A 14,358-nucleotide genomic window follows, 5' to 3' on the forward strand; every position below is an offset into this window, starting at 1 on the left:
CACCACCGTAGCGACCGAATAAATACAGATTTGGGATTGGATTAGAACACTCTTCGTTTCAACCCAGCGCGTTCAAGTACGCGAGTCGAGATCTCTTCGACTGACAGCGACGTGGTGTTGATATAAGGAATAGCTTCGCGCCTAAACAAAGCTTCGACACTCGCTAGCTCCTGTAAACACTGCTCTGTGCTCGCATACTCGCTACCCGCCAATCGATTTTCGCGGATTTCGGTCAAGCGCTCAGGGTTGATGGTTAAACCAAACAATTTGTGCCTATGGATCTCAAACTCAGGCATTAGACGCAGTCGCTTGATGTCGTCGTCGATAAATGGGTAGTTAACGACTCGAAGACCAAACTGCATCGCTAGATAGAGACTTGTTGGCGTTTTGCCACTACGCGATACACCCAGAAGTATTAAATCTGCCTGCTCTAGGTTTTTCAGCGAAACACCATCATCGTGCGCTAAGGTGTATTCGACAGCGGCAATGCGGTCGAAATACTTAGCGGAATCTTTCCCTACGCTATGTGAACGCTGCAATTTTGGCTTTGGTTCCAGTTGTAAATCACTTTTAACTTGAGCCACCAAACTTTCTAACACATCGTAACAAAACGCTTGCGAAGCAAGTAATCCTGCGCGAATTTCAGGCACTACAATCGAGAAAAACACTAAAGGTTTCACACCGTTACGTTCATAAGATTGATTAATTTCTCTAATGAGTTCATCGAGCTTATGCGTGCTCTCTACGAAGGGGAATGTCTTTTCTTTGGCTTTGAACGGAAATTGACCTAGGACTACGTGTCCCAATGTCTCACAAGTAATCGCTGTACCGTCAGAAACGTAGAATACGTCACGACTTTGACTATCATTTTTCATTTTTTATTTAATTTTTCAAATTAATTTAAGTAGGATGCATTACATAATATCGATAACAAACCCTAGCATTCAATAACGTTCCCCCACAGTTTGTAAAAATAGTTAACTATTTTTTCACTGAATACGTAATCGTTTGCTATATCCTACAGCTGCAATGTTTCTGGAGAAAGACATGCAAAACAACACCCTTTGGTTCAATGGTCTGTCCATGGACGATGTCGATAAGGTCGGCGGCAAAAATGCTTCGCTTGGCGAGATGGTATCTAATCTTGCTAATGCCGGTGTTTCAGTGCCAAATGGCTTTGCGACTACATCCTATGCCTTCAACCAATTCCTCGATTTCGAAGGATTGGATGAGCGCATTCACGGACTATTAGACGAACTTGATGTTGATGATGTTGACGCACTGCGTAAGACAGGCGCGACCATCCGTCAATGGGTATTAGAAGCCCCCTTCCCTGCTGACCTAGAGCAGGATATTCGAACTAACTATCAAGAACTCATCGAAGGCAATGAAGAGCTTTCTGTCGCAGTGCGCTCCTCCGCTACTGCTGAAGACCTTCCTGATGCCTCCTTTGCGGGTCAACAAGAAACCTTTTTGAACGTAAAAGGCATCGATGCAGTACTTGAAGCCACCAAGCATGTCTACGCGTCTCTGTTTAATGACAGAGCGATTTCCTATCGTGTACACCAAGGGTTTGACCATCGTGGTATCTCGCTATCTGCGGGCATCCAACGTATGGTTCGATCAGACAAAGCGTCTTCGGGCGTTATGTTTACGTTGGACACTGAATCTGGCTTCGACCAAGTGGTATTTATCACTTCGGCTTGGGGTCTAGGTGAGATGGTAGTACAAGGTGCTGTGAACCCTGACGAATTCTACGTTCACAAACCACTACTCGAGCAAGGTCAAGCGCCTATCGTTAAGAAGACGTTTGGTTCCAAACTCATCAAGATGGTTTACTCTGACAACCAAGAGATTGGCAAACAGGTAGATATCATCGATACGTCTGATGAAGAACGTAACCAGTTCTCTCTAAACGACGAGGAGATCAAAGAGCTAGCGAAACAAGCGATGATCATCGAGAAGCACTATGAGCGTCCAATGGACATTGAATGGGCGAAAGATGGCATCGACGGCAAGCTATACATCGTACAGGCTCGTCCTGAAACGGTATGTTCTCAAAGCGAGCAAAACGTGATTGAACGCTTCCAGCTAAACAACAAAGCAGATGTGTTGGTTGAAGGTCGTGCGATTGGTCAACGTATCGGTACGGGTACCGTTCGTCTGGTTGATTCACTTGACCAGATGTCGCTTGTTCAAGAAGGCGATGTTCTGGTTACAGACATGACTGACCCGGACTGGGAGCCAGTGATGAAGAAAGCGGCAGCGATTGTGACCAACCGCGGCGGCCGTACTTGTCACGCAGCGATTATCGCTCGTGAGCTAGGCATTCCAGCTATTGTTGGTTGTGGCAACGCTACCGACAGTCTAGAAGATGGCGCTGTGGTTACTGTGTCGTGTTCTGAAGGTGAAACGGGCTACGTGTATCAAGGTGAATTGGACTTTGAGATCCGCCGCTCTGCTGTTGACGAGCTGCCACTGCTACCAACTAAAGTGATGATGAACGTGGGGAACCCAGACCGTGCGTTCGACTTCGCTCAAATCCCTAACGAAGGTGTGGGCCTTGCGCGTCTTGAGTTCATCATTAACAAGATGATTGGTATTCACCCGAAAGCGCTACTGAACTTTGACCAGCAATCTCCTGAGCTGCAGGCTGAGATCACTCAGCGTATTCGCGGTTATAAAGATCCGATCGATTTCTATGTCAGCAAGCTGACTGAGGGCATTTCAACGATCGCAGCCGCGTTCTGGCCTAAGCGTGTCATCGTTCGTATGTCTGACTTTAAGTCAAACGAGTACAGCAACCTTGTGGGCGGTAAAGAGTTTGAACCACACGAGGAAAACCCAATGCTTGGTTTCCGTGGTGCTTCTCGTTATATCTCACCAGTGTTTGAAGACTGCTTTGAGCTTGAAACCCAAGCGATCAAACGCGTTCGTAATGAGATGGGACTGAAGAACGTTGAAATCATGATCCCATTTGTTCGCACGCCTAGCGAAGCTGCTCAAGTTATCGACCTACTTGCGAAGTTTGAGCTTCGTCGTGGTGAACAAGGCTTGAAAGTCATCATGATGTGCGAGCTACCATCAAATGCGGTTCTTGCCGAAGAGTTCTTGAAGTACTTCGATGGCTTCTCAATTGGCTCAAACGACATGACTCAGCTAACGCTCGGTCTTGACCGTGACTCTGGCGACGTGGCGCATCTATTTGATGAGCGCAACCCAGCGGTAAAAGCGATGCTGAAGATGGCTATCGATGCTGCCACTAAAGCAGGCAAATACGTTGGTATTTGTGGCCAAGGTCCATCGGATCACGATGACCTTGCAGAGTGGCTAATGGAGCAAGGTATTAGCTCTGTATCACTAAACCCAGATACGGTGATTGATACTTGGTTGAAACTGGGCAACGTAGCGAAATAATCAGACTGAGTAGCTCCACTATTTAAGCTGATTACAAACTAACGATAAACCAAATGCCAGGGTGTAAACTCTGGCATTTTTTCATTTACCACTTGTTCATCAAGCGAACGCGCGCATCGTTTTACATCAACATCGCTTGCAGGGTACGATCCTACATAGGCGAGTTAGGCGTCACTCGCATCTCTTCTAAAATACCGGCTTCTATTTCCAACCTTAAGAAGCCAACTATGTGGAACAAGCTAAACAAATCCATGATGGTCTGCCAGATGCTATTTGGCCTATCGTTCTATGGCGTTTTGGTCAGCCTGACGCGATTCTTTCTAGAAGACCTTAACTACAGTGAAGCCGATACCATGATGGTAGTTGGCGCTTTCGCCGCTATTGGTCCCCTATTCGCCATCGCTGGCGGGTTTATTGCCGATAAGTTACTAGGCGCCTACCGCTCGCTCACCATCAGCTATGCTGCATTTACACTAGGTTATCTACTTTTGGTCTTGGGTGCTACGACGCTTCATGTTCCTATGGCGATGGCAGGTATCGCGCTGGCAAGTTACGGACGTGGCTTGATGTCTCCGTCTTACCCTAGCCTCTATAAGCGCACATTTGCCACTCAAAAAGAGTTTGAGCATGGCTTTCCGATTAACTACTCGGTCAACAATATCGGTGCGTTCTTAGGACAATACCTGTTCCCAATGATCACACTCTATATTGGATTTAGCGGCGGATTTGCGCTATCTGCTCTGATGGCTGTTGTTGCTTTGTTTGTGCTGATAACACTGAACAAAAAGTTCAAACCACTTGGAAAGCCAATTGATACCGAACACGTATCGCTCAGAGCTTGGGGGGCCTTTTTTGCTCTATCGGCCGCTATGATTGCATTGGTGTTCTTTATGTTCTCCAACATGGATGTCGGCCAGAACATTGTGTATGCCATTGGAGTCGCTGCCATTGGATACTTTGTGTTTTTGATGTTTAAGGTGACGCGCTCTGAGCGACTAAAAATGGGCACCATCCTCATTATGACGTTTCTGACGACATGCTTTTTCGTCTATTACGGTCAAATGATGACATCGATGAACATTGTTGCCATGAACACACTTAAGGGTGAGTTGTTTGGTTTTATTCCACTCGAGCCAGAAGCGGCAATGGCAATGAACCCGCTGTGGTGTATGGTGGGTGGCCCGATTATCGCGACTCTATTTAGCCGTCTAGAAAAAAATAACATCCATTTATCGACGTCGACCAAGATCGCCGCAGCGTTTGTCTTTACTGCGATTGCATTTGGTATCTTAACCTACTTTATCTCAACCGTTGGCGAAGACGTTGCCATCAGACCTGAGGTTTTCCTCGCGGTTCACTTCTTCCAAGCAATGGCTGAAGTTGTAGTTGGTTCTATGGTTGTGGCCTTTATCTTGTCGGTTGCACCACATCACATCGAGAACTTCTCTGTGAGTTTGTTTTCTGTCGCGATCGCCTTAAGTGGTATTGTTGGAGCAGCGCTATCAACCAATATCGCACTAGAAAAGGGGCAACAACTTACCCAAGATATCGCTCAAACTGTGTACGGTGAATACTTTCAGCTGCTAACTGTTATGGCGGTTGTCATGATTGGTGTAGCGCTCGCTGCATCGAAAGTCATCCATAACATGTTGAAAGTCGCAGTAGACGCTGAACTGGGCGCTGGAGAGCTAGTGAAGCAGTAAAAGTGCAGAAACTAGAGCGGCAATCCGATGGTTATTGCCGCTCACAAATAGATTAACCTTGATGCGTGATCAACCATGCCTCTTCTGCAAAGCGGGTCAATCCTTGCTGAATACGACGGTGATTACTATCTGCTTCATCACGTTCTAGAAGTGTCACTTCAAACTCATCGCCAAAGTGCTGCGCCACTTCTGAACTTGGTACGCTGTAAGGAGGGCCTGCCATTTCACTTTGAACATAATCAAGCGTGATAAGGAGAATACGACCACCCGGTTTCAGAGACTGTTTTAGTTTCTCAACGTACTGTACGCGCAACTCTTCCGGCATTGCGATGAGAGCAGCCCGGTCGTAGATAAGCTCTACAGGTTGAAGCGGTGCTGTAAAGTAGTCGCCGACATAGATGTTAAGCTCATCAAACTGGTACAACTCAAACTGACCGCTTATCGGCGTCACCATCGGTGTGTAGAAATGTTCAGCGAAGAACGAACGTACTGCGATTTGGCTAAGTTCAACACCTTGAATGTCTTCGTGGCGTTGGGCAAGCCAGACAAGATCCTCAGACTTACCACAAAGTGGGACGAAAACCTTGTCTTCGCGTTTTGGGGATAGTCGGTCCCAGTACTTAATGAGTAATGGGTTTACATCTTCTAAGTGGAAGCCAATTTTATTGGTCGCCCATTTGTCGTGCCAAAGTTCAAAATCGTTCATTTATGGTTCATGTTCGCTGTAGATAATGGTTAACGTAGAGTTTACAGAGTGCAGACAAAATGTCACACCTAATCGCGTAGATTTTAATTAGCGATAGGCATCACAGTTTACAAACTCTGTTACACAGTTTGTATTGGGTTTTCGGTATTGAACCCCATATTATTGTTAGCAAGACTCCTGAGCGTTAACGCCCTTTTTGTTCCCGTTTTTGTAACGTAACTAGGAGAGAGAATGAGCACGTTTCTTCGTACTGCAGCACTAATGCTATTGGTACTCAGCCGCGCACCTGCATTTGCGGCTACGCTTAATCAATCCGATTCCACCCCAACAAAAGGAAAGCAAGAGCAAAACGAAGTTTGTCCATCTGTATTCAAACACAGTCTTAGTGGCTTGTACGGCATCGATGCTGTTCAAGGCGCTGCCTTCCAACCCCATAACGATTTTGACATCTTGTACAGCAAAGCCCACCAAGCTCAACATGAACTAGAAGCGCTTTGTAAAACTACCGCCCTACTGACTGACACCGACGCGTACTTCGCAGGCGTAAAATCTGCTGAGCGTGCAAAGGTGAAGATCGATACTGAGCTTAATGGGCAGGTAAACCAAATCACAGACCTAGCTCGTGGCACTATCGTCGCTAAAGACGTGGAGAGCCTTGTAGGCGCCTATGAAGCGCTTAGCCGTGAAGCCCAAGTCGTGCGTGTAAAAAACCGCTTTAAAAACCCTGCAGCGTCCGGATACCGTGACTTGAATATGTTGGTGAAACTACCTAAGACTGGGATTATTGCTGAAGTCCAACTTCACCTTAAAGACATCGCCGACGTGAAAAGTGGCCCTGAACACGATCTATATGAAATCGTCCAAGGTATTGAACGACGAGCAGCTGCTGAAAAACGCGAGCTCAACGAGTTTGAAACCGCGCAGATTGCCAGCCTAAGACGTCAATCGATGGAGCTGTATCAGAACGCGTGGCAGCCATACATCACAACGAATATTCGGGCGGCCTAATAAACTCAACATCAACCAATAGAAATACAAAAAGACCACACTAGGTGGTCTTTTTGTTTAACAGTAGGACATTAATCTACTTTGATGTTCTCGACTCGAGCCTTCAATTTCTGACCCGGACGGAATGTCACTACGCGTCGAGCGGAAATGGGAATGTCTTCACCAGTTTTAGGATTTCGACCTGGACGCTCATTTTTATCGCGCAAATCAAAATTACCAAAACCCGACAGTTTTACCTGTTCGCCACTTTCGAGTGATTTTCTAATCTCTTCGAAAAACACTTCTACCGTTTCCTTGGCATCCCTTTTACTGAATCCGAGTTTCTCAAATAGGTTCTCAGCCAGATCGGCTTTTGTGAGCGCCATAAAACTCCCCTCAAAGCTAATTCATACCTTGTTATCATAGTGATAACGCTAAAGATTTCGTTCGACCAATCAACAACATAACGGCCTAACTTTGAAAAGTGTAAGCCAACCTTCTGATTTTCGCCAACTTTTTTATTTCAGCGTAATGTCAGGATTTTGCGTTAACTTTTAGCAAGTTATCGTAAAAGTAGCATATTATGGATGCATAATTTACTACAAAACCCTCAAGCAATAGATATCACTACAATACAGCAAAAATACAGATGAAAATAAATTACAAACAAAGTACAAAATAGTGATATTGATACAGTATGGGAGAAAATTATTCCTTAAAAACAGTGAGTTGCGATGAATATAGAATATGAAACCAGTTTGTTTTATCGGCTAATACTGGATAGAAAAAAAGCGAGTTACTTTTCAGTAACCCGCTTTTCTAGGTAATTCGCGTTGACACGCTAACTGCGATTAGTCACGCAGCGTTGCACCAAATTTCTCAGAAATATGAGCAACAATTGCGTCTACTGCACCAGCAATATCAGCATCTTCAAGCGTACGCTCTAGAGACTGTAGAGTAAGCGCAATTGCTAAACTCTTCTTACCTTCTTCAACGCCCTTACCAACGTAAACGTCAAACAGTTTCGCGTCTTTCAGGAACTCGCCGCCTTGTTCCAGACAAGCTGCAACGATGTCGCCAGAAGCTACTGCTTCATCAACAACAACAGCGATGTCGCGACGGTTACCTGGGAACTTAGAAAGCCCTGCTGCTTCTGGAATCACTTTCGTGTTGATCGCTGACCATTCTACTTCGAATACGATAGTGCGACCGTTTAGACCGAACTTACGCTCAAGCTCTGGGTGAACCGTACCAATCACACCCACTTCTTTGCCATCTACAACGATTGCTGCAGATTGACCTGGGTGAAGTGCTGGATGTTTCGCTGCAGCAAATGAGTAGGCTTTCTCGTTTGCAGACAGTTCTAGAATCGCTTCTAGGTCACCTTTTAGGTCAAAGAAATCAACCGTGTTGGTTTCAATGTCCCAATGCTCTTCACTGCGTGTACCTGCAATCACACCTGCAAGCATAGGCTCTTGGCGCATACCGTTTTCAGCGTTCTCACAAGGGATGAAACGTAGGCCGTATTCGAATAGACGAACACGTGGCTGCTGACGCTTCTGGTTGTGAACAACGGTATTTAGAAGACCTTGGATAAGACCAAGACGCATTGCTGACATTTCCGCAGAGATTGGGAAAGGCAGAATCAATGGCTCAACGTCTGGCACAACAAGTTTTTGTTGCTCTGGCTCAACAAAGCTGTAAGTAATCGCTTCATGGTAGCCACGATCAACAAGCAGATCGCGTACACGTTTAAGTGGAAGATCCGCTTCAACGTGGTTGTGCATCTTAAGTGTTGCAGCAGGGTGTTGATTTGGAATGTTATCGTAACCGTAGATACGACCCACTTCTTCAATCAGGTCTTGTTCGATTGCGATATCAAAACGCCATGTTGGCGCAACGCCCGTCCAACCTGTATCAGTTGTCGTTACTGTTAGACCTAGACGCTCTAGGATCTCAACAACTTCAGCGTCAGCGATGTGGTGACCAAGAAGTGAATCTAGCTTAGTACGGCGCAGTTCAACCGTGTTTGGCTTAGGCAGATCTGCGTCAGACTCAACAGCAACCACAGGTGCTACTTCACCGCCACAGATTTCAACTAGAAGCTCAGTTGCACGCTCCATCGCGCTGACTTGTAGTGCATAGTCAACACCACGCTCGAAACGCATTGAAGAATCCGTGTGTAGACCGTAGCTACGTGCGCGACCACGGATGTGGTCTGGTGCGAAGAACGCACACTCAAGAAGCACATCTTTCGTTTCTGTTGTTACACCAGACTCTTCACCACCAAAGATACCTGCAATAGCGAGTGCTTTATTGTGGTCAGCAACAACAAGTGTGTCTGCGTTTAGTTCAGCTTCAGTGCCATCTAGAAGAGTCAGTTTCTCGCCCTGCTCTGCCATACGAACAACGATGCCACCTTCAATCTTGGCAAGATCGAACGCGTGCATTGGCTGGCCTTGCTCTAGAAGCACATAGTTAGTGATGTCTACAACAGGGTCGATTGAGCGAATACCACAACGACGCAGTTTCTCTTGCATCCATAGTGGTGTTTCTGCTTGAACGTTCACGTTCTTAACGATACGACCTAGGTAACGAGGACACGCTTCCGTTGCTTTAACTTCGATCGAAGCCACGTCAGCAATAGATGCTTCAACAGGGTTAACCGCTGGTGCAGTTACGTCAGCACGGTTTAGAACGCCTACTTCACGAGCAAGACCACGGATGCTGAAACAGTCAGCGCGGTTTGCTGTTAGGTCAACGTCAACAGTCACGTCATCAAGGCCTAGGAAGTCACGGAAATCAGTACCGATAACTGCGTCTTCAGCCAGTTCCATGATACCGTCAGATTCAACATCGATACCTAGCTCGGTAAACGAGCACAGCATACCGTGTGAAGGTTGACCACGTAGTTTTGCTTTCTTGATTTTGAAATCGCCTGGAAGAACAGCACCAACTGTTGCTACTGCTACTTTCAGACCTTCACGACAGTTAGGCGCGCCACAAACGATGTCTAGCAGTTCTTCTGCGCCAACATCAACTTTAGTTACGCGTAGTTTGTCTGCGTCTGGGTGCTGACCGCACTCAACCACTTTACCTACTTTAACGCCAGTGAAAGAGCCCGCTACAGGCAGTACGTCGTCTACCTCTAGGCCAGCCATTGTAATTTGGTGCGTAAGCTCGTCAGTAGAAACTGAAGGGTTTACCCACTCACGAAGCCATGATTCGCTGAATTTCATTGTGATGAACCCTCTGGATTACTTGAACTGTTTTAGGAAACGTAGATCGTTCTCGAAGAACGAACGTAGGTCATTTACGCCATAGCGAAGCATCGCTAGACGCTCGATACCGATACCGAATGCAAAACCAGAGTATTTTTCAGGGTCGATGCCTACGCTGCGAAGTACATTTGGGTGCACCATGCCACAGCCTAAGATTTCTAGCCATTTGCCATCTTTGCGCTTAACGTCCACTTCCATTGAAGGTTCAGTGAATGGGAAATATGACGGACGGTAACGAACTTCAAGATCTTCTTCGAAGAAGTTAGTTAGGAAATCGTGCAGGATACCTTTCAGCTGTGCGAAGTTAACATTTTCGTCAACCAGCATGCCTTCCACTTGGTGGAACATTGGCGTGTGTGTTTGGTCGTAGTCGTTACGGTAAACACGGCCCGGTGCGATGAAGCGGAATGGTGGTTTGCCATTTTCCATCGTACGGATCTGTACGCCAGACGTGTGTGTACGTAGCATCAGATCAGGATTGAAGAAGAAGGTATCGTGGTCAGTACGAGCTGGGTGATCTTCTGCAATGTTCAGTGCATCAAAGTTGTGGAATGCATCTTCAATTTCAGGACCAGACTCAGTGCTAAAGCCTAACTCACCAAAGAACTTTTCAATACGCTCTACAGTACGAGTAACTGGGTGTAGACCGCCGTTCTCGATACGACGACCTGGTAGGGTTACGTCGATAGTTTCTGCCGCTAGCTTCGCTTCAAGCTCTGCACGTTGTAGTGCGTCTTTGCGTGCTGCGATCGCTTGCTGAACCACGCCTTTTGCTTTGTTGATCTCTTGACCAGCACTGCGACGCTCTTCTGGTGGTAGTTTACCTAGGCTTTGAAGTTGAGCCGTCAGCTCACCTTTTTTGCCTAGATACTGAACACGCACTTCGTCAAGTGCGACTAGCGAGTCTGCAGCTTCAATCGCTGTGCCCGCATTAGCAATGATCTCTTCTAGATGTTGCATCGTTTCCTCGTCTACCGTCCGGTAGTATCCATAAGGGTGTTTTTTGATAGCTGTACATACTAATAAAACCCGCCGCCAATGCCAAATTGATTTGTAAATTGAACGGGTTATTGGGCAAAAAAAACACGTTTTTTGCCCTTTTGATGAAAATCTAGCAGGAAACGATGACTATTTAATGTTAACTCAAGAGAATTAATTGGCTTTAGCGCGGATAAAGATGAAGTTTGGTCGGCGCGACAATCTTTCGAATGTTTCAGGTGACTCGGTTTTCATCTCGGGATCTGGTTTACCCTCTGAAAACTTGTCCAACACGAATCCCCCTTCGGAAAGACTCTCAAACAGATTAGTAAATGAACGTCGATAAAAAGAGACCTCAACCGGCTCACCAATGGTATTCCACTCTTCGGTCAAAAGCTCAACATTAAAGTAGTTATTAAACGCGTTCTCTTCAAAGTCAACGAGAGGATGATGGGTCGAGAAAACAAACAATCCACCCGATTTAAGCACACGGTGAACTTCTTTGAACAGCGGGACGAGATCTTGTAAATAATGCAGCATCAACGGGCACACGACGATATCAAAGGCATCGTCTCGCTCTTTAGGTAGTCCGTTAGCCAGATTTTGCGCATAACATGTGACATTGTCACCTAAGCGTTCTCTTGTAATTGCCACCATTTCTTCAGCTAGGTCGATTGCCGTCACCTGTGCACCAGCCTTAACAAAATGCTCGGCATAAGCGCCAGGACCACAACCTAGATCAAGTACCTTCTTATTTGTCACATCACCAATTAACGCTAGTGTTGAAGGACGCTCGTAAAGTGCATTGTATGCATTGTTCTCAATGGCATCTGCGTACTTTTTCGCGTGCTTGGTATACATCTCACCCATAAAAAACCTCCAACTATCAGACTATTAATTCACCGTTTTCGGGAGAGGGAATCTACCGTTCAACTAAGCATGCGTCAATCCAAATATGCGCTTAGAAGGACCACATCCTTCAAAGTGGAGTTTGGCGTTCCAATGATCGCGCCTAATATCCGCACACTACCGCAGTCTCACGATTTGAGACACTCATGATAACCAACAGCAAGTCACCATTATGTCTGACATTACCTTGAACAGCGTACAATCCTTGCTTCTTGCCCTTTTGATACTCTGGGTTGGCGCAAGACTGTTAAGCAACATTAAAACTCTCAGTAAATACCACATTCCCTCCCCTATCATAGGTGGTATTTTGATGTCATTGATCACGATGGCGCTGCACTATTCTGATATCAACATCACGTTTGATTTGCCACTCAAAGACACCTTGATGCTCATGTTCTTCGCCAGTGTCGGCTTGTCTGCGGATCTTCGACTTCTTAAACACGGTGGCAGTGCCCTAGTCAGTTTTCTGTTTTGTGCAGCGCTTTTTATTGTGTTTCAAGACATTCTAGGCGTCACGCTTTCTAGTTTGCTCAACCTCGATCCTCTGCTGGGATTGATGGCGGGTTCTATTACTCTGTCTGGTGGGCATGGTACAGGTGCGGCTTGGGCATCCGTCTACAATGAACAGCTTCATATTCCCGACGCTCTCGAGATAGCGATGGCATGTGCGACGTTTGGCTTGGTAGCGGGAGGCGTCTTCGGCGGCCCCTTAGGAACTCGACTAGTGGAGCGCTATCGACTGACACCTTCAATAAAACAAAACCCTCATGTACATACAACAGATGTAATTCATAAGTCATACGCAGGACTAAGTAACATTTCCAGCTACCTCATTGCTGTTGTCGTGTTACTGCTCTGTGCGGTTTTAAGTGGCCATATACACCAAGCGATACAGTCATCTGGTATTCACGCGCTTACATTAGTACCAAACTTCGTCTATGCGATTGTACTTGGCATCATTATCGGGCACGTACCAATGGTACGACACAAGCTAGATACGATTCGATTTGAAGTAGACAAGAGCGCAAACCTTTCACTAGGTCTGTTCCTAGCAATGGCGTTGATGGACTTAAAACTGTGGAACCTGTTCGACCTAGCACTGCCTCTGCTAATAATTTTAGTTGCGCAACTTATGCTAACTATCGGGTTTGTTTACTGGATTACTTTCCGCATCATGGGTAAGTCTTACGATGCTGCCGTTCTTGCCGCGGGACATGTGGGCTTTGGGATGGGAGCGACACCGACAGCAATGATGAACCTAAAAGCAATCACCGGCTCTTATGGCCCCTCGCCACAGGCTTATTTTATCGTACCTCTCGTAGGTGCCTTCTTTATCGACATAATCAATCTGATCGTCATCCAAGGTTATATCGCATTTTTAACCTAGCGACATGCTCACACTAACTATTGGTCTTTGCTGCGCCATATCAGGCGCAGCATGTCTTTGTGTTGAATACCGTGCTCGAATATAGGCTCATCGTAGTTATCTAGAAAGAAGTTCTTCACAACTGAATCAACCCTAAAACCATGTTTCTGATAGAAAGAAAGCTGATAGCCAAATGTCCCTGTCCCAAGTTCGACCGTGTTGATACCTTTTTGCGAAAGCAAAGCTAAGGTCTCACTGAGCAAAACACCACCAAATCCCTTTCCTTGGAACTCATCATAAATGGCGATATTGAATAGCTCTGCAGAGCGCTGCTCGCCATCAACCTCCACCAGCAATGCACCCACCAATGCTCCCTGCATATAGACAGCAAAACCGATGCATCGCTCGCGATAAGCATTAATCGCCGCTTCTTCTGGGTCAGCAATCAGTAATATATCGAGCGGTAACTCAGTCTGCTTTACTTCACGGACATCAAACATACTAGAGCTCATTATCAAGTGACCTTTCCATTAAAAAATTATTGAGCACGACGCCTCGTATTTCCGCTTCGTTAGGGCGCACGACCGTAAAACCGAAGTGTAGATAAAAAGGTTTAGCTGTGATACTCACAAAGGAATACAACCTCTCGAGCTTAGCTTGCTTTGCTTTGTCGAGAATAGTGTTCATCAACAAAGACCCCACTCCTCTCCGCTGAGCTCGATGATGGCAATAAAAATGATCAATTAATCCATCGGGTTGTAGGTCGCTATAACCTAGGATCTCATCGCCCTCTACGACGACAAACGGGCTGCATCTTGAAATATAGCCCTCAAATATCTCTTTAGTAAGATCTAGAGGGGCCCATGCATCAATCTGCATCTTATTGTAATCATTACAATTTACAGTGCGAATCGTTTGCCGATAAAGCTCTAGCAATTGCTCTGAATCTTGTTCTTTTGCGGGTCTTACTGATAACGACACTGAAAATACTCCTTATGATTCAGCAATTTG

At 46.0% G+C, this 14,358-nt stretch carries 12 protein-coding genes; 4 read left to right on the forward strand and 8 right to left on the reverse strand.

The features are described from left to right. Positions 1-41: 41 nt before the first annotated feature. On the reverse strand, positions 42-875 hold the full coding sequence (locus LY387_RS08970; protein WP_234493812.1) for a pyruvate, water dikinase regulatory protein: 834 nt from the start codon (positions 873-875) through the stop codon (positions 42-44). 154 nt (positions 876-1,029) lie between these two features. Between LY387_RS08970 and ppsA the strand changes: the two genes are divergently transcribed. After that, positions 1,030-3,417, forward strand: a complete 2,388-nt coding sequence (gene ppsA / locus LY387_RS08975; RefSeq protein WP_234493813.1) for a phosphoenolpyruvate synthase — start codon at positions 1,030-1,032, stop codon at positions 3,415-3,417. Between the two features lie 227 nt (positions 3,418-3,644). Continuing rightward, a complete protein-coding gene (locus LY387_RS08980; RefSeq protein ID WP_234493814.1) occupies positions 3,645-5,120 on the forward strand; it encodes a peptide MFS transporter in 1,476 nt (491 codons plus the stop codon). Positions 5,121-5,172: 52 nt separating this feature from the next. Here the strand turns inward: LY387_RS08980 and LY387_RS08985 are convergent, their stop codons facing one another. Then, a complete protein-coding gene (locus LY387_RS08985) occupies positions 5,173-5,826 on the reverse strand; it encodes a thiopurine S-methyltransferase (protein WP_234493815.1) in 654 nt (217 codons plus the stop codon). A 231-nt stretch (positions 5,827-6,057) separates the two neighbouring features. Between LY387_RS08985 and LY387_RS08990 the strand changes: the two genes are divergently transcribed. Further along, positions 6,058-6,834, forward strand: coding sequence for a RelA/SpoT domain-containing protein (locus LY387_RS08990; RefSeq protein WP_042475561.1), 777 nt, complete (start codon positions 6,058-6,060; stop codon positions 6,832-6,834). 71 nt (positions 6,835-6,905) lie between these two features. Here LY387_RS08990 and ihfA read toward each other — a convergent pair whose 3' ends face one another. The 4 genes from ihfA to LY387_RS09010 form a co-directional block, all read right to left on the reverse strand. Further along, positions 6,906-7,199, reverse strand: coding sequence for an integration host factor subunit alpha (ihfA, locus tag LY387_RS08995; RefSeq protein ID WP_006074250.1), 294 nt, complete (start codon positions 7,197-7,199; stop codon positions 6,906-6,908). A 465-nt stretch (positions 7,200-7,664) separates the two neighbouring features. Then, positions 7,665-10,052, reverse strand: a complete 2,388-nt coding sequence (gene pheT, locus LY387_RS09000; protein WP_234493816.1) for a phenylalanine--tRNA ligase subunit beta — start codon at positions 10,050-10,052, stop codon at positions 7,665-7,667. A gap of 18 nt (positions 10,053-10,070) precedes the next feature. Further along, entirely contained in the window at positions 10,071-11,054 is a 984-nt protein-coding gene (gene pheS / locus LY387_RS09005) for a phenylalanine--tRNA ligase subunit alpha (protein WP_234493817.1), read from the reverse strand. Positions 11,055-11,246: 192 nt separating this feature from the next. Beyond that, positions 11,247-11,942: a class I SAM-dependent methyltransferase gene (locus LY387_RS09010; protein ID WP_234493818.1), complete on the reverse strand. Its 696-nt coding sequence runs from the start codon at positions 11,940-11,942 to the stop codon at positions 11,247-11,249. A 211-nt stretch (positions 11,943-12,153) separates the two neighbouring features. Here LY387_RS09010 and gltS point away from each other — a divergent pair, with 211 nt between their 5' ends. Further along, complete coding sequence (gltS, locus tag LY387_RS09015) at positions 12,154-13,368, forward strand: sodium/glutamate symporter (protein WP_234493819.1); 1,215 nt, start codon at positions 12,154-12,156, stop codon at positions 13,366-13,368. A 17-nt stretch (positions 13,369-13,385) separates the two neighbouring features. Here the strand turns inward: gltS and LY387_RS09020 are convergent, their stop codons facing one another. Next, positions 13,386-13,859 carry a GNAT family N-acetyltransferase gene (locus tag LY387_RS09020; protein WP_234493820.1) on the reverse strand — a complete coding sequence of 158 codons (474 nt, stop codon included), beginning with the start codon at positions 13,857-13,859 and terminating at the stop codon, positions 13,386-13,388. Next, complete coding sequence (locus LY387_RS09025; protein WP_234493821.1) at positions 13,849-14,328, reverse strand: GNAT family N-acetyltransferase; 480 nt, start codon at positions 14,326-14,328, stop codon at positions 13,849-13,851. The genes LY387_RS09020 and LY387_RS09025 overlap by 11 nt, the downstream gene beginning before the upstream one ends. Between the last annotated feature and the right edge of the window lie 30 nt (positions 14,329-14,358).

Origin of the sequence: Vibrio maritimus (assembly GCF_021441885.1) — a bacterium.
In the GTDB taxonomy this organism is placed as follows: Bacteria; Pseudomonadota; Gammaproteobacteria; order Enterobacterales; family Vibrionaceae; genus Vibrio; species Vibrio maritimus_B.